Source organism: Amycolatopsis sp. NPDC104863 (assembly GCF_055582965.1).
Window position 1 is genome coordinate 51,652 of sequence record NZ_JBVJOW010000005.1, and the last position, 16,337, is coordinate 67,988.

The 16,337-nt window shown below is 72.1% G+C and carries 13 protein-coding genes; all 13 read right to left on the bottom strand.

Annotated features, from left to right (window positions below; translation table 11 throughout):
- Positions 1–7 precede the first annotated feature (7 nt).
- Positions 8–1,774, bottom strand: coding sequence for an HEXXH motif domain-containing protein (locus tag ACZ63J_RS27045; protein ID WP_465406387.1), 1,767 nt, complete (start codon positions 1,772–1,774; stop codon positions 8–10).
- Between the two features lie 60 nt (positions 1,775–1,834).
- On the bottom strand, positions 1,835–2,011 hold the full coding sequence (locus ACZ63J_RS27050; RefSeq protein ID WP_465406385.1) for a hypothetical protein: 177 nt from the start codon (positions 2,009–2,011) through the stop codon (positions 1,835–1,837).
- 156 nt (positions 2,012–2,167) lie between these two features.
- Positions 2,168–2,608 (bottom strand): sugar 3,4-ketoisomerase, encoded by a 441-nt coding sequence (locus ACZ63J_RS27055; protein ID WP_465312723.1) that lies wholly within the window; start codon positions 2,606–2,608, stop codon positions 2,168–2,170.
- Positions 2,609–2,639: 31 nt separating this feature from the next.
- Entirely contained in the window at positions 2,640–4,181 is a 1,542-nt protein-coding gene (locus ACZ63J_RS27060) for an amino acid adenylation domain-containing protein (RefSeq protein ID WP_465406383.1), read from the bottom strand.
- Positions 4,182–4,207: 26 nt separating this feature from the next.
- Positions 4,208–5,287 carry an acyl-CoA dehydrogenase family protein gene (locus ACZ63J_RS27065; RefSeq protein WP_465406381.1) on the bottom strand — a complete coding sequence of 360 codons (1,080 nt, stop codon included), beginning with the start codon at positions 5,285–5,287 and terminating at the stop codon, positions 4,208–4,210.
- Positions 5,280–6,467, bottom strand: a complete 1,188-nt coding sequence (locus ACZ63J_RS27070; protein ID WP_465406379.1) for an acyl-CoA dehydrogenase family protein — start codon at positions 6,465–6,467, stop codon at positions 5,280–5,282. The genes ACZ63J_RS27065 and ACZ63J_RS27070 overlap by 8 nt, the downstream gene beginning before the upstream one ends.
- On the bottom strand, positions 6,464–6,718 hold the full coding sequence (locus tag ACZ63J_RS27075) for an acyl carrier protein (protein WP_465312719.1): 255 nt from the start codon (positions 6,716–6,718) through the stop codon (positions 6,464–6,466). The genes ACZ63J_RS27070 and ACZ63J_RS27075 overlap by 4 nt, the downstream gene beginning before the upstream one ends.
- A 2-nt stretch (positions 6,719–6,720) precedes the next feature.
- Positions 6,721–8,028, bottom strand: a complete 1,308-nt coding sequence (locus ACZ63J_RS27080; protein WP_465336350.1) for a type III PLP-dependent enzyme domain-containing protein — start codon at positions 8,026–8,028, stop codon at positions 6,721–6,723.
- Positions 8,021–9,529, bottom strand: coding sequence for a class I adenylate-forming enzyme family protein (locus ACZ63J_RS27085; RefSeq protein WP_465406377.1), 1,509 nt, complete (start codon positions 9,527–9,529; stop codon positions 8,021–8,023). The genes ACZ63J_RS27080 and ACZ63J_RS27085 overlap by 8 nt, the downstream gene beginning before the upstream one ends.
- Entirely contained in the window at positions 9,526–10,593 is a 1,068-nt protein-coding gene (locus tag ACZ63J_RS27090) for an acyl carrier protein (RefSeq protein ID WP_465406376.1), read from the bottom strand. Before ACZ63J_RS27090 ends, ACZ63J_RS27085 begins: the two co-directional genes overlap by 4 nt.
- Before the next feature lie 264 nt (positions 10,594–10,857).
- On the bottom strand, positions 10,858–12,054 hold the full coding sequence (locus ACZ63J_RS27095) for an ABC transporter substrate-binding protein (protein WP_465406374.1): 1,197 nt from the start codon (positions 12,052–12,054) through the stop codon (positions 10,858–10,860).
- Positions 12,051–13,295, bottom strand: a complete 1,245-nt coding sequence (locus ACZ63J_RS27100) for an acyltransferase family protein (RefSeq protein ID WP_465406372.1) — start codon at positions 13,293–13,295, stop codon at positions 12,051–12,053. Before ACZ63J_RS27100 ends, ACZ63J_RS27095 begins: the two co-directional genes overlap by 4 nt.
- Before the next feature lie 138 nt (positions 13,296–13,433).
- On the bottom strand, positions 13,434–15,182 hold the full coding sequence (locus ACZ63J_RS27105) for a DNA polymerase III subunit gamma/tau domain-containing protein (RefSeq protein WP_465406370.1): 1,749 nt from the start codon (positions 15,180–15,182) through the stop codon (positions 13,434–13,436).
- Positions 15,183–16,337: the final 1,155 nt, after the last annotated feature.

The following is a 16,337-nucleotide window of genomic DNA, read 5'->3' on the forward strand; positions in this document are numbered from 1 at the left end:
CCGCCGCTCAGCCGGCGGGCACGGAGCCGGTCAGCCACGCCACCAGCTCGACCGGCCGATCACACGGGTCGTCGAGGCGGAGGAGTTCGTCTCGCACCGCGAACACCAGGTGAGGTGCGGTGATGAGCGCGTTCGACCGGCCGCGAGCCGCCATGGTGAGGCCCAGGCCGAGCCAGGCTTGGTCGTCGCGAGGGTTCGCCAGGATCGTCGTGAGGTAAGAGGTCTGCGCCGCGTCGTGGTCACCGGCGGCGTAGGCAAGATCGGCCGCGGAGAGGTTCCGACGCCGGACAGGCAGGCCCAGCCAGCGCAGTCTCAGCAGTTCAGCGCGCGGCGACAGCACCACGGTCTTGCGGCATGGCGTTACTTCGGCGGGCTCATCCGGCGGTCGCGGTGGCTCATCACCGTCGCGCCAGGCTTCGGCCGCAACGGCCACCCAGGTCTCGTCAGGTCTGAGATGGCGGAGGCGCCACGTTGCCTGCTGCTCGTCGGCCACCTGAGCCACGATTTCGTCGAGTTCGACCGGGACGGCGGTGCTTTCGGCCGAGGTCAACCGGTCGGACAGGGACTCCATGAAGCGGCGGCCGAGACCGGTCAGCGCGCCCGAGGCCAGCAGCGCGTCGGCCGACTGCCGCACCTGCTGACGTCGATAGGCGTAGGTGAACTGCGCGTGCCGCAGGTCAGCTTCGTGCTGACCGAGCTGGACCTGCCAGAACTCGACCTCGGTCAGGAACGCGAAGATCCCGTGCAGGAGACCGCTCGCGGGCCGAGGATCGTCGCGCCACGGTGCGTACAGCAGTTCTTGGAAGTCCGGCTCGAGCAGCTCGACGAGATCGAGGAGCGCGTTCATCTTGGAATGCTGGAGTTCGTGGATGAGTGTTTCGGCCAGATCCACCGCGGAATTCTTTGTCGTCAACGCGATCGCGCCGAAAGCGATGGAAGAGGACGCGCCGGTGAGCGAGCCCTCGCTTTCGAGAGGGACGAGGGTGGTCATCCCACTGGCCAATTCGACGGCGAACCCCGGATAGCGCGAGGTGATGATCTGCCACGCTTCGCCGAGGAGCTTGAGCCATTCGGCGTATTCCTGTTGTTCCAAGGGGCGCGGGGCGATCGGCGCCGAAAAGGTCCGGTACGGTCCGCGGTCGTCGATCTCCACCGACAGCCGGCTGTGGCGGAACTCCACGGTGTGCCGGTTCGCCGGGAAGAAACCGGGGCTCGGCAACGGCGGGACGAACTCCACGAACGCGTGCCCGCCGGTCGCCCGCACGGTTCCCGACCCGTCCGAAGCCACTTCGAGGACTGCCTTGCCCAAGGGGAACGTCGTCGGAAGCTTCACCTGGCCGACCGTCGGGAACGTGGTCACGCCGTGCACGACCGGGACTTCGACCGTGCAGGGAATGCCGCAGCGCAGGGCCGCGGCGCCGGCGAGCGAGCCGAAGTAGCCCAGATCGGTCCGCAGCGGGGTGCTGTCGGTCGGCACCCCGGACAGCTTCCGGAGCGACCGGACCAGCCAGACGCCCGCCGACGGATGGAGCAACAGTTCATCGACGATTTCGGGGCGCCTGCGCTCGGCGGCGACAAGGATGGACCAGGCCGGTGCCGGCGTGCCGGGCGAGCCGGCGGCTTCCAGCAGCTCGGTCAGCGCCCGCAGTTGCAGTTTTCGCCGGCTGAGCTGCCCGGCCCGCAGGTGCCCGATGGCGAGTTCTCCCGCCGGCCCGGCGGAGAGCTGAGCGAAGAACGGCCACGGCAGTTGGTGCCGAGGTAGCTCGACCGCCATCCGGTATGTCTCCTTTTCGCCGGTCCACTCGAAGTGAATCGCGGAGCTCCCAGGTGCGGGTCAGAGCTTGGCCTGTGCTTGCACCTGAATTTCGTCGACGTTGACGCGTTTCGAGCTGTCGAAGACTTTTCTGATGGCGGAATCCAGCGACGGCGTGCGGATGGTGCGCATCTCCCGGAGGGAAACCCTGGTGAGATCGAGCAATTCCGTGCGCACTTCCGAATCGGTTGACCTCACGCCGACCAGCCTCCCTTGACGATCGCGGTGTCCCAGTATGCCTGACGGACAAGCATGGCGGAAACCGTCGACCGGCGGGTATCCAGCCGGTGGTCACTGTGGGTGCAGGCGAGGCCGCTCCCGGGCCCTCGAACGCCGGCCCAGGAGCCCCGCCCGCTAAGCGGCCAGCCCCTGCGCCGCCTCGTGGAACTCGTCGTAGTCGCGGTAGTAGTCCGCCTCGTCGTACTCCTCGGAGGCCAGGCACAGCAACACCGCTCCCGGGGCGAACTCCGTGACGTCGCACCACACCATCGGGCTCACGTACAACCCCCGGCTCGGGTTGTCCAGCACGTACGTCGCCTGCTCGAAGCCGTCGTTCGCGACCACCGTGAAGCTTCCGTGGATCGCGATCAGGAGCTGGCGCAGCTCGCGGTGGCCGTGGGCGCCGCGGGACGCGCCGTCCGTGATGTTGTGGAGGTAGAACGCTCGGCGGACCTCGAACTCGATGTCGTGGCGGGGCTGGATCACCGTCAGGCGGCCGCGCTCGTCGGCGTGCTCGGGGAAGTCGATGATTCGGCAGGGCTCGATCCTGCCGATCACGGGCTGGTTGTCGGCCATGGGTCACCTTTCCTTCGCGTTGACGGGATCCTCACGCGGCCTCGGGCGTGGCCAGCCGGGCGGCCACCACCGCCCGGTCGACCTTGCCGTTCGGGTTGAGCGGCAGCTCGTCGAACGCCGTCGCGTGGCGCGGCACCATGTAGGCGGGCAGTTTCGCCCGCACCCCGGCGAGCAGGGCCTCGGCGTCCTGGACGCCGCCGGTGTACGCGGCCTCGAGGTCCAGCTCGCCGTTCGGGCCGGCCAGCGCCACGACCACCGCGTCCCGCACGCCGGGCCGCGCCCGCAGCGCCGCCTCGATCTCGCCGAGCTCGACCCGGTAGCCGCGGATCTTGACCTGGTGGTCGAGCCGGCCGTGGTGGACGAGCTCGCCGTCGGAGACGCGGACGCGGTCGCCGGTGCGGTACCAGTGCTCGTCGGTCAGCGGCGCCGATCCGTCGTAGACCGCCGCGCGCTCGCCGTCGAACGTGACGAACCGGCCGATGTTGTCCGCGGGGTCCAGGTACCCCGGAAACCGCTGCGGCCCGCGCATGCACAGCTCGCCGTCTTCCGCCGGCACGCCGTTCTCGTCGACGACCAGGGTCTCCAGCGCCGGGTACGCCGTCCCGATCGGGACCGTGCCGTTCGCCGGCCGCGGCCACGCGCCGAGCTCGCCGGGCAGGCGGTAGCCGGTGCAGGTGATCGTCACCTCGGTGGGGCCGTAGCTGTTCTCCAGCGCGCTGTCCGGCGCCGCCGCGCGCCACGCCTCCGCCTGGCTCGTCGTCAGCGCCTCCCCGCAGAACACGCTCCACTTCAATGTCGGCATGCTGCCGGGGGCCAGGCCGCGCAGCCGCTGCGCGAACGAAACCACCGACGGCACCGAGCACCAGTGCGTGATGCGCGCCCGCTTCACGAACCGCGCCGGCGCGAGGACGTCGTTGCCGGTGGGCACCACCAGCGTCGCGCCCGAACCCCACGCCAGGAACATGTCGCGCACGGACGGGTCGAAGGTGAGGTCGAAGATCTGCGACACCCGCGCGTCCGGGCCCACGCCGTACAGCGGGATCACGTAGTCGAGGTAAGCGGAAACGTTGTGGTGCCGGATCGGCACGCCCTTCGGGGTGCCGGTGGACCCGGACGTGAAGAGGATGTAGGCGAGGTCGTCCGGACCAGCCGCGGAGCGCGGCAGCTCGGGCGGAGTCCCCTCACGGAGTTCGGCCAGCTGAGGGTCGATCCGGACGACGGGCGCCGGGAAGTCCGGGACGTCTTCCTGCGTCAGCACCAGGTCGAGGCCGGCCGCCTGGGTGATCGCGGCGTTGCGGGCCACCGGGAACGCCGGGTTCAGCGGGACGACGGTCGCGCCGAGGCGTTGCGCCGCAAGGTATCCCGCGTAGGCCAGCGGGCAGCGCGCGGCCAGCAGGCCGATCCTCGCCGGCACCCCGCCGTGCTCGGCGACGAGCACCGCCGCCAGTCGCCGGACCAGCGCGTCGAGCTCGGTGTAGCTGAACTGCTCGCCGGCCACCTCCAGCGCGGTCCGGTCGCCGAACCGCGCCACGGTGGTGGTGAACCAGTCGTCGAGCGTGCGGGTGTCGGTCATGGGTTCCCTCCTCGGCTGGGCCGTCATCAGGCCGTCTCCGCCAGCAGCGCGTCGGCCGCGTCCGCGACCCCGGACAGCACGACTTCGGTGACACCGCCGCCGATCCCGAAGACCGCGGCCTGGGCGCGCAGCCACTGCGCGCCGCCGGTCGCGAAGCCGTCGGCGCCCTGCAGCTGGGCGCAGTCCGCGAGCACCCGCTCGGCGGTCAGCCCGGCACTGGCCTTCAGCAGTGCGGCGGCCGAGCCGTCGTACCGCGTCGCCACGCGGTCGCCGAGCTCGTGGCACAGCGCGTGCAGCTGCCGCACCGCCACCACGGACGCGGCGAACCGCTGCCGCACGCTGTCGTTGCGCCACAACGGTTCGTCGGACCGCGCGGGGTCTTCGAGCCGGCTCTTCGTGGCCGTCAGCACTCGCCGGCACAGCGCGACCGCCCACAGGGCGCCGGCGAGCCGTTCCACGGCGATCTGGCGGGCGAACCCGGCCAGGCCGCGGCCCGGGCGGCCGACCAGGTGCTCACGCGGCAGCCGCACGTCCTCGAAGGTTACGTGCCCGACGCCGGCGCCCTCGAACAGCTCGGTGTCCGCTTCGCACGCGGTCACCCCGGCGGCCGACGCCGGGACCAGCACCCACGTGAAGTTGGTGAAGTGCCGGCCGGGGCGGTGGCGGGCCAGCACCAGGAACTGGTCGGCCTGGGTGGCGTTGGTGATCCAGCGCTTGCCGCCGGTCAGCACGAGCTCGTCGTCGCCGATGGTGACCTCGGTGCCGAGCGCGGTCAGGTCGGAGCCGGCGGTGGTGTCGGTGGCGGCCAGCGCCGTCACCGACGTCCCGGCGAGCGCGTCCGCCAGCGCCGCCGCGGCCGGGCCGGAGCCGGTCGTCAGCAGCGGCACCGCGGTGGCCACCTGGACGCACACCGACAGCGTGGCCCCGACGCTCACCTGAGCGTCCACTTCGGACAGCAGACGGCCGAGGCCGGTGGGGTCCACGCCGAGCGCCGGGTCGCCGCCGCGGTACGCCGACCGCAGCGCGCCGGACGCGCCCAGCGCGGCCCAGACCTCCCGGCCGCCGCCGGTCAGCGCGTCACCCGCGTCGGGCCGCAGCTCAGGCAAGACGCACCTCCGGGTCGAGCAGGGCCAGCCGGCCGTCCGCGAGCCGCAGCCGGTCGTTGCTGTAGTTCAGCGCCGCGGACCGCAGGTCGCGCAGCGACCGCTCCAGGCCGGTGGGCGAGTCCTTCAGGTAGCCGTGCTGCAGGCCGACCGCGTCGATCAGGTCCTCCACCGCGGCGTGGCACTGCTCCGCGGCGGTGACCTTCAGCGCGTTCAGCAGGAGCTGGTAACGCGGGCGTGACAGGTCGTCGGCCTCCGCCACCCGTTGCGCGGTCTGCCGCAGCAGGGCGTGCACCGCGTCCACCCGCTGCCGGGCCGACCCGAGCCGGCTGAGCAGCAGTTCGGAGTCGAGGTTGAACCGGCGACGGCTTTCCCGGGCGCGCAACAGCGTCAGCACTCCCGACAGCGCGCCGCACGCGGTGCCGAGCCAGCTCGCCGACCACCCGAGGTGGGCCAGCGGCCCGAAGACCTCCGACGCGATCTTGGCGAACCCGCCGTGCTCCCCGACGACCTGGTGCGCGGGCAGCCGTCCGTCCAGCCGCAGCGGTGCGCTGTGGCTCGCGCGCATCCCCATCGGCTGCCAGTCGCCCGACGCGGTCAGCTGCAGCTGGTCCCGGTGCGCGTACACGAGCGAGACCTGGTTGGGCGACGTCGCGCCGGGACTGCGCATGGTGACGAGGAAGCCGTCCGCGTGCGTCCCGCCGGTCACGATCGGCGCGAACCGGTCCACGACCAGGTCGCCGCCGGACTCTTCGAGCTCGGCCTGCGCGGTGCGCAGGTGCCCGCCCTTGCCGGCCTCCGTGGTCACCGACGCCAGGTAGACCCGGCCCGCGGCGATCTCGGGCAGCAGCTCCGCGCGCAGCCGCGGGCCCGCGTGCTCCACCACCGCGGCGACCTGCTGGCAGTGCATCGCGAAGATCATCGCCACGGACATGTCGGCGCGCCCGAGCTCGATCGCGGCGTCCAGCAGGTCGGTGACGCCGCCGCCGAGGCCGCCGTGGTCGCCGGGGACCAGCAGGCCCAGCAGCCCGGTCGCCCGCAGCTCGGCCAGCGCCTCCACCGGGAACGTCGCTTCCCGGTCGTGGTGCGCCGCGTGCTCGGCGGCCACCGCGGCCACGCGCTTCGCGAGGGCTGTGACGCTCGCCGGCGACGGCTCGGCCAGGGCCACCGTCGCGTCGCTCATGCCGCTTGCTCGCCGGGGGTGCCGAGGGCGGCCTGCACCGCGTTCCACAGGCTGCCGGCGGTGGCGAAGGTGGCGTCGGTGAGGTCCTCGTCCGGCAGCGAGACGTCGAAGACGTCCTCGATGGCGAACAGCAGCTCGATGGACTGCATGGAGTCCAGCCCGAGCTCCCACAGCTTCGACTCGGGGGTGATCTCCCGCCCGTCCAGGAACCTCAGGAATCGGGTGAGCAGCTCGGTGAATCGCGGGTCCATGATCATTCCTTTCCTGTGGCACCAAGGCGAATCGGGTCACGCGCGAGGTGCAGCCGGGAGGCGTGGACAACGGGCGAGCCGGGCCGGTCACCGTCGATGACGAGCTCCGCCGGGGCGGGGTGGCCGAGGAAGCCCAGCAGGCTCGCGTGCAGGCCGTAGGCCCCGGTGTTGGGGACCGCCAGCAGGTCGCCGGGCACGAGCCGGGGCAGCGGGGTGTTGCGCGCCCAGGTGTCCAGGGGGGTGCACAGCGGGCCGACGACGGTCGTCTCGACCGCGTCGCCCCGATCGGGTGCGTCGCCGACGGTGAGCAGGTGGGGGACCAGGGGCGGCAGCCGGCGCAGGCCGGACATGCCGCCGAGGTGGTTGATGCCGGACTCGAGGACCACGATTTCCCGGCCGTGGGACCGTTTTGCGTCGAGCACGGCGGTGACGAGCGTGCCCGCGGTGCCGGCCAGGTAACGGCCCGATTCGAACGCGATCTCCGGGCTGCCGGTGCGCCAGCCGGGCACGCCGTCGTCGAAGAGCTGCTCCAGCCGTTCGCGCAGCCCGGCGAACTCGACCGCGGCGCCGGCCCGCGCGAACGGCGCGCCGAACCCGCCGCCGAGGTCGAGCACCTCGATCGTCGCCCCTTCCGCCTCCAGCGCCGCGACGAGACGCGCGGTGGTGCGCAGGGTGTGGCCGAACTGGGCGACGAGGTCGTCGGTGCCGACCAGGTTCGTGCCCATGTACAGGTGCAGCCCGACCACGGCCGCGTGCGGCCGGCCCGCGAACCGGCCGGGTTCGGCGAGCACCCAGCCGGTGTCCGCGCCGAACTGGGACGGCACGCCGGTCATCGCCAGCCGCTGGCCGGGGGTCGGCTGGTCGTCGTTGACCCGCAGCAGGCAGCGCGCCCGGACCCCGAGGCCCGCGGCGATCCGGTCCAGCTGGTCCAGCGCCGCCGGCGAGTCCACCGAGAACGTTCTGACGCCCGCGCGCAGGGCCGCCGCGACGTCGGCGTCGCGCTTCCCGGGCCCCGTGTAGAGGGCCTTCGCCGCCGGCCAGCCCGCCTCGATCGACGCCGCCAGCTCACCCGGCGAGCACACCTCGGGCTCCGCGCCGGCCTCCCGCAGCTCCCGCAGCAGCGCCGGGTGCGGGTTCGCCTTCAGCGAGTAGTAGAGGCCGCAGCCCTCGGGCAGGGCGGCCCGCAGCCGGCGCGCGTTGCGCCGCACCTCGGCCAGGTCGTACACGTACGCGGGGGTGCCCACCTGCGCGAGCGCGTCCCGCACCGACGGGGTCAGGGTGAGCCGCTGGTCCAGCACAGCCTCAGACATGCCGCGCCTCCTTGATCAGGCTGGCGAGCGCCTTGCGGTCGACCTTTCCGTTGCGGGACAAGGGGAGTTCATCGATGACCACGCAGCGGCGGGGGATCTTGAACTCCTCGATCTGCTCCCGCATGCCGGCCAGGACCTGCTCGGCCGTCAACGACCCGGTGACCACCAGCGACGCCGGCTCGCCGTCACCCGGCGGCAGCACCGCGGCCGACGCGCAGCCGGGCACCCGGCGTGCGGCGGCCTCCACCTCGGTCGCGCTGACGCGGAAGCCGCGCTCCTTGTAGATGTCGTCCCGGCGACCGGAGAAGTAGAGGTAGCCGTCCTCGTCGACCCAGCCGTAGTCGCCGGTGCGCAGCTGCGGGAACAGCCCGTCGGCCTTGGGAAACCGCTGCTCGGTCAGGTCGGGACGCCGCCAGTAGCCGGCCATCACGTTCGGCCCGCGCACGACGATCTCGCCGACCTCGCCCGGCGGTTGGCGCCGCCCGACGTCGTCCACGACGAACACCTCGGTGCCCGGCAGCGCGCGTCCGCTCGAACCCGGGCGGGCCAGGTCCTCGTCCGGGGGCATGATGGTGGCCCGCTTGCACTCGGTGAGCCCGAACATCAGCTGCACGCGCAGCGTGGGAATGGCCGCGCGCAGGGAAACCAGCGCCTCGGACGGCATCGCCGCGCCCGTGTTGGTGATCAGCCGCAACGCCGGGGCCGGACCGCCGCGGGCCAGCAGCCGGGCGAGCGCCTCCGCGACCGCAGGCACCGCCGCCAGCACCGTGGCGCCGGCGCGCACGAGGTTGCGGGCCAACGCCGGCCCGACTTCCGCCGGCTGTCCGAGCCAGACGTGCGCCCCGCTGGCCGCCCCGAGGAACAGCTGGTAGAGCCCGTAGTCGAAGGACAGCGGCAGCGGCGAGTACACGACGTCGTCGTCCTGATAGGACAGTTGCGAGTGGATGGCGAGCACCGCGAAGACGGCCTGCTGGTGCGTGCTGACGACGGCCTTGGGCAGCGACGTCGTGCCCGAGGTGTAGATCAGGCACACCGGGTCGACCGGCAGCGGCTCCTGGCCGGCCGGCGGCGTCCAGGGCCGCGGTTCGCCGGTGAACGCGGCTTCGGCCAGCTCCTCGGTGCCGATCGCGTCGATGCCCTTGGCGCGAGCGTCGTCGACGACCGACTCGTCGGCCCCGACGACCAGGACGGGCTCGCAGTCGTCGAGCACGTGGGCGAGGGGACGGCCGCGGACCTGCTCGTGCAGGAGGGTGAACGCCACCCCGACGCGCGCCGCCGCGTACAGCAGCGCGGGAGTGAGCGGGGTCGAGCCGGCGACGACGACCATCCGGTCGCCGCGCCGCAGACCGCGGTCCGCGAGCCGGTGGGCGAGCCGGTGGCTCGCGGCCGCCAGCTCGGCGTGGGTCAGGGTGGTCCCGCCGCTGGTCACGGCCGGCCGGTCGGGCCGGCGGGCGGCGGCGTCGTCCAGCAGCTGCGCCAGCAGGGTCGGCTGGGAGTTCACGCGGCTCCTTCCGTGGCGCCGGCCAGCCGGCACAGCCCGTCGAGGTGGTGCAGGTTCTCCGGCAGCAGGTCGTCCGGGTCGAACTCGACGTCGAGCCGGTCTTCCAGGCGCGCCACGACCTCGACCAGCCGCACGGAGTCGAACCCCGGCAGCAGGGTGAGCTCGGGCTCGGCCAGCACCCGCTCGGTGCTCGTGCCCAGCACGTCGGCCACGATCGCGGCCACGGTGTCGCGGAGGTCGTCCGGCGAGGCCGCGCCGAACACGTCCCGGTCGGCGGCCAGCGCCTGGCCGAGCCGGTCGAGCAGCCCGGTCGGCTCCCGGCGGCCCCGCTCCACGCGGCGGGCGGCCAGGTAGGTCTGCTCGGTCAGCAGGTCCCAGGCGCGCAGGTGGTCCTCGGCCGCGCCGGCGCCCGAAAACGCGGCGTGCAGCTTGCGGGACCGGGTCAGCAGCCAGGTTTCGAGGGTCAGCCGCTGCAGTGCCGCGGCCCGGTCTTCGTGCCGGGCGTAAGCGTCCAGGTAGGACGCCGGATCGGCGATGTCGACGACCGGGGTGGCATCCGGCGCGCTCGCGGCGGGCGCCAGCGCGACGACGTGGTCCGCGGTGGGGAGCTTTGCCCAGTCGGTCGACCAGTGGCCGGGCACGGCGTTGCCCCACGGCGTCTGGTTCCGGTAGGCGTCGGTGATCTCGGCGCCGGCGGGGCTGTTCTCCACCAGGAAGCTGTGCTCCATGTGCTGCTGGCCGTAGTACGGCGTCCAGGAGAGGTCGTAGGCGTCGGCCACGACGTAGAGCTCGCCGTACTGGAGCGCCAGGTCCGCGAGCTCCGCCGCCGGGACGTCCCGCCAGTGCTCGGTCACCCGCAGGCCCAGGAACTCTTCCGCGTCGGCGAGGTGGGCGGCCAGGCTCGGCTCGACGGTCGGCAGCCCGTCCGGGCCGGCCGCGGGCCGGAACCGCAACGCGGCGCCCAGCGCCAGGTGGGTGTCCGGACCGTGGTGGCGGTCGGCGACCACCGCGAGGTTGGCCTGGAGGCAGTCCAGCAGCTCCGCGCGGACCGTGAGCTCCGTCATCGGACCCGCCTCCCTGCTTCGCCGGCGGAGCAGGCGGACGACGGTGGGCTTTCCTGCTGCACGAGCGTCATGTCCACTCCCAAGTCTCAGCGCTTCAGGTCGCGGGCACCGACCGGAACCCGGCCACCGGCGTTGGGGAAGCGGTGGATCTCGCCGTCCGCCGGCGGATCCCCGAGCTCCGGACCTCACGATCGAGCCTGTTCGGCTCCCTCTGATTCTTCTGAACCCCCGCCGTGGGGGTCTACTCCTGGAGTGTCTTCGGCCTCACCGGCCGGTGAGGCCCGCCGCGATCGCGGCTTGCAGCTGCGCGACGTCACCCGTCGAGGAGAAGGAGTTCACCGCGAGGACGACCGGCATCACCCGGTCCGGGGAGGTCGCCGAGCCGTGCATGCACGACGGGACGAGCCGCAGCCGGTGGAGGTCCGCGATCGCCGCCCGCTGGTAGGGCGGGTAGTCGGCGGGGTCCGCGTCCCGGCGGATGGGGACGGATCCCTTGCGGGTGTTGAAAGCCCGCTGCCCTTCGAGGCCGGCGACGGTCTGGAGCCAGCGGTTCGCGCCCGCCGCGTTGGGGGCGTTCTTGGGCAGGACGAACCCGTCACCGAGCCACTGGAACGTCCCCTCGGCGCCCGGGAACGGCTGGTACGTGTAGTTCGTGAGGCCGTTGTCCTCCAGCTCGGCGGCCACCCAGTCGCCCATGAAGAAGTAGCCGGCTTTCCCGTCGCTCAGCAGCTTCGCCGCTTCGGTCCAATGCAGACTGTCGCGGTCCGGGTTGGAGTACGACAGCAGCTTCTTGTAGTCCTCGAGCACCCGGGTGATGTCCGCGTGCGCCCAGTCGGCGTCCGCCGTCCAGAGGGATTCGAAGCGGTCAGCGCCGAGTTCGCCGAGCAGGAGCCCTTCGAGAAGGTCGAGCTGAGTCCAATGTGGACCGAGCGCGAGCGGGTGGTCGAGGCCCGCGGCGCGCAGCTCGTCCAGGTGGTGGACGAGCTCCGCGAGGGACGCCGGCCGGGCGGTGAGCCCGGCCCCGGCCAGCGTGTCCCCGTTGCCCCACAACAAGAGGCGGTGGATGCCCGTCGGCAGGCAGTAGATACTCCCGTCGACCGAGAGGCCCTCGAGCAGCCCCGGCGGCAGGAGATCGGTGAGGCCCCACCGCGCGAACTGGTCGTCCAGGTCGGCGAGCGCCCCGGCGGCGACGTGGTCGGTCACCTCGCCGCCGGGGTGGACCTGGAAGCTGTCCGGCGGGTCGCCGGCCCGCAACCGGGAGGTGAGCGCCGCCACCGGGTCCGCCGCCCCGTCCCCGGAGAGGACGGGGTTGACGAACTCCAGATCGGGCGACCGGCGGGCGAACACCTCCACGAGGGAGTCGACCGCGGCCTTCTCGACGACCCGTTCGGGATCATCGTCGGTCGCCCAGGCGTAGACCTCGACCTCGCGGTCGTCCCGGTGTGCGGGCTCGGTGCTCATGCCGCGCTGCGCTCCTCACCCGCGTCCGGCGACTTCGGGCCGGGCGTCTCGACCGCCTTGAGCGGCGCGGTCTTCTTGCGGCCGAACTTGCGCATCATCGGCGACTCGACGAAGCGGAACAGGATGAAGCCACCGAGGATGCTCAGCGCGGCCATGCCGAGCAGGACCAGGATCGCGACGGGGGTGGAGAACTGGCCGCCGGTGACGCCCCGGAACCAGAAGACCGTCACGATCTGGACCATGTAGAACCCGAAGGAGATCTGCCCGAGGAAGACCCAGCGCTTGCCGTTCACCCGGGTGCGCGCGCCCCGCAGGTCCGCGCTGGCGAAGGCGGCGATCACGATCCCGATCGGCGCGAGGGTGATCAGGTTGATCGCCAGCTGCACCGGCGCGTACAGGGCGACGAACCAGGCGACGACCATGATCACGGTCGCGACCAGCGGGCCGACCTGCTTCGGCCACTTGCCCGCGGCGACGATGCGCGCCAGGAACATGCCGGTCAGGAACTCGAAGATGCGCCCGACGGGGAAGAGGTAGGCGAGCCAGTACTGCGTCGGGGACATCGGGTCCGGCGAGCCGGCGGCCGGGCCCTCGATGACGGTGTTGACCAGGAGCTGGTAGATCCCGAGGCCGGCGAGCATCGCGACCGCGCCGATCCACAGGCCGCGCGCCTTCAGCCGGAAGAGCGGCCGGACGAGCAGCGGGAAGGTCAGGTAGAAGAGCAGCTCCGCGCAGAGCGACCAGGCGGGCACGTTCATGGCCTGGCTGATCTCGTAGGTGGGGAACCACGACTGGATCAGGAACAGGTTGGGCAGCCACACGCGCCAGCTGACCACGCCACCGGCGAACAGGATCATGACGGCGATCCACATGACCACGTGGTTCGGGAAGACCTTCACCAGCCGGCGGCGGATGAACGACCTCGCGGTGGTGGTCGGCCGCGCGGACCAGGTGATGACGAAGCCGCTCAGCACGAAGAAGAAGGACAACCCGATGTAGCCGCTGAAGGCGAAGGTCGTCGCGTACCACGTCGCTGCGCCGGTGTCGGCGAACGGGCTGACCGACGCGAACGTCGGGCCGAGCGGGCTCATCATCAGCCCGGTGTGGAAGAGGAACGTCATGATCGCGGCGATGAACCGCAGCCCTGTCAACGAGTTCAGCGCCTTGGCCGGCGTCGCCGTGCCCCCGGAGCCTGGGCCGACGGGCACTAGCCTCGCCGCGCCGCCATTGCTGTCACTCACGACCTACTCCTTCACGCTGGCCGGTCGGTTCTTTGGCGGAACCGTACGATTCCGGACGCGGCGAAGACGTCTCCACGTTTGCTCTGGGAGGAGATCGAAGGTGAGGTCACGGGCTGACCAGGGCTTCTGCCTCGGCGATCACTCGTACGGGACCATGCGGACCCGCATGTGCAGCAGCCACTTCCCGTCGGAGTACATCTCGCGGCGGGCTTCCCGGGCGACTCGCTCGTCCGGCACCTCCACGCGCCCGGTGTAGCCGCGCTGCCTCAGCGCTTCGGCCTGGCGACGCACTCCGTCCTTCGACTTCGGCCGGCGGGTGATGCCCGTCTTCCGGTCGACGAGCACCCGGGCGTCGATCGCCGGATCGGTTGACACCCGTTCGTGACCGTCGAACTTGGTGCGGTACAGCTTGCCGTCGCGGATGTAGTAGAGCGCGGGTGCCTCGCCCGGCCGTGCGCCGGGTGCACTGTCGTTGTAGGCCCGCTCGGTGGGGCGCATGTGCGCGTTTTCCGGGACGTAGTGCACCCCTTTGGGCACCTGATCCGGTTCGACCGGGCGCCAGAGCTTGGGCTTGTTCGGCAGAGTGGGCACGGCGGCGGGGTCACCGGGCCGAACGGTCTTGGTCCCGCCGCGCGTCGTGGCGCGGGAGGTCTTCGTCGAGCCGCGTTGAGCCGGCGCCGGACGCCCGCGTGCCGCCGTCGACGTTCCGGGCGAGGCCTGCGGCCGCGCTGCTTCGGCAGCGGGGCTCGTTCGTGTCGTCTCCGTGGCTTTGGGGGCGCGCGGCACGGCTTCGGCCGGTGAAGCTCCGGACCGTGCGGCGCCGGCGCGAGGCGAGACCGGTGCCGGCTCGGCGGCCATCCCGCGAGGCATCCGCGCCCCGCCGCGCCCGCCGGCCATCGGCCCGGTCATCGCCGGCGACATGCCGCCCTCGGCGGCGAGGGTCTTCAGGGCCGAGACCCCGCCGCCTCCGGCCGAGGGCTGCCGTCCGTTGTTCAGGTTGGTGGCGAGAGCGTCGAGGAGGAAGTTCTGGTCGCAGTCGATGTCGTTGCAGGCGATCAGCACTGCCTGGGCGGCTCGCCGGGTCTTCGCCTGCTCGTCGTCCCCGCAGAGGGGTGACCCCGGACTGCCGGCGCACTGGGTGGCGTCGCGCCGGACGTAGTCCTTCATGGCGGGAATGAGCTTCTCCGTCGACGGTGCCCGGCCCTGGAGCTTGAACCCGTTGACACTCACGTCGCCGGTGCGCAGATCGGTGATCTTCGTGACGCCGTCGCCGTAGTCTTCTTCGTACTTTCCGACCCCGGCGGCCCCGCGATCGACGACCCGCCCGTGCGCCACCTCGTCGGCCTTCGGGGGCCGCTTCCGTTCCAGCTCGGTGGCCCGGGCAGGTTTCGGCGCGTTCTGCGTGGATTCCCCGGCGGACCGGGCCGCCTTCTTTTCCCGCGCGGAGACCACGGCTTGCTTGCCGCCCCCGGAATCGCGCCCGGCCGAAGTGTTTTTGGCGGCTTCCGCCCGTGGTGCGGCTTTCTTCTTCTCCTGCGCCGAGACCACGTACTGCTTGCCCCCACCGGAGTTCTGGACGGGCGGCGTGCTCTTGGCGGCCTCCGGTCGCGGAGCAGCCTTCTTTTCCTGGGCCGATACGACAGCCTGCTTGCCTCCGCCCGACCACACGGCGGCCTTCGGCGCCGGACTCGGCGCGCCCCCTCCCTCCGGCGCCCTCGGAACGAGCGGACCGGCCTCAGCCGCCGCGGCACCCATGATTCCGAGCGCGCCCGCGATGAGCCCCCCGGACACGAGGTGGAAAGCAATCCTGCGTGGGTCGAACTTCGTATCCTGCACAACCGTCTCCTCACCCTGCCGGCGAACCGAGGTTAGGAACGGTCGGTACATCGCCGGTACAGCCGAAGTACGCCTGCTGATCGACCACGTCGACCCCGGTCGACCGAGGCAGGTCGCGTACCGGATCATCGCCCGGCGGCGGAACCGGCGCCTCGGATCGGCCTGGCCGGACCGCCCGGACAACTGATCCGCCGCCGCGAGCGCGACGACTCCGGCGGCCGGCGAGCACACGGCCGCGCCCCGGGTTCCTGCGCCGTGCCGCCATCACCCTGGCCGAGCGGGGCATCCACTGGATTGCGCAGGTCACGATCGGCAACCCACCACCGCCCCATTCACCGTCGCCGGAGAACGGGCCTGTGCCCGCGGTAGGAGACCGGATGGACATCGCGCAGCTTGCGGTGCCGGGCCTGATCGGCCGGTTTGGTGCCCGTTCCGGCCCGGCCCGCCGGTCTCCGTGGCTCCCCGCGTCCTCAGCCGGCGCCGAGGCTTTCAAGATGTCGGCGGCGGCCGACCGGTCCGCCTTGCTCAGCGAACCGGTCAGCGTCGACGCGAATGCTCCTCGCAGGCTTTCCCTGACGCGGCCCGTGCATGTTTCGGCCGTTTGGCGAGCGCCTCCAGCACGCGGGAAAACTCCGTCAATCCGGTTCCTCGCAGATCCAGCCCGGACTGGCTGCCTTCGGCCATTCCGCGCCCACCGCATCGAACAACCGACGTGCGCCCACCGGTATGTGGGACAGCTCGTCCTGACCCATTGCGGAAGCCGCCTTTCCAGGAGGAGACCGAGCCCGGACAGAACTGTAGTGGTGTACGGCGACCGGCCCCGCATGCCCGTTCGCCGATCCGGAACCGGAGGGATATTCCACACCAGCCAAGGAAAAGCGGAATGCGCCCGCCGGGAGCCCATGACGAGGGGCCGGGATCCCCCTCACCTGCGCGGTAGCGGCAGAACCTCGCTCCACTCGGCTACCGGTCCATTCCTCGGCTCGCTGCCGGCACGGCCGTTCCGAGCCAAGCGGAGCGGCAAATCCCGAGGATCACCTATGCCCAGCCTCGCAGTGCCGCGCACAGGACAGCCTTCACAGAGGAGGCGCAGGAGCGGTCCCGCGGCCACATGACCTGCGCCACACCGCCGCCAGCATGGCCCCCACGCATGATTTCAACCCAAGGTGACCACGCTGGGGGTCCGGGGGCTCGCCCCCGGCGGGG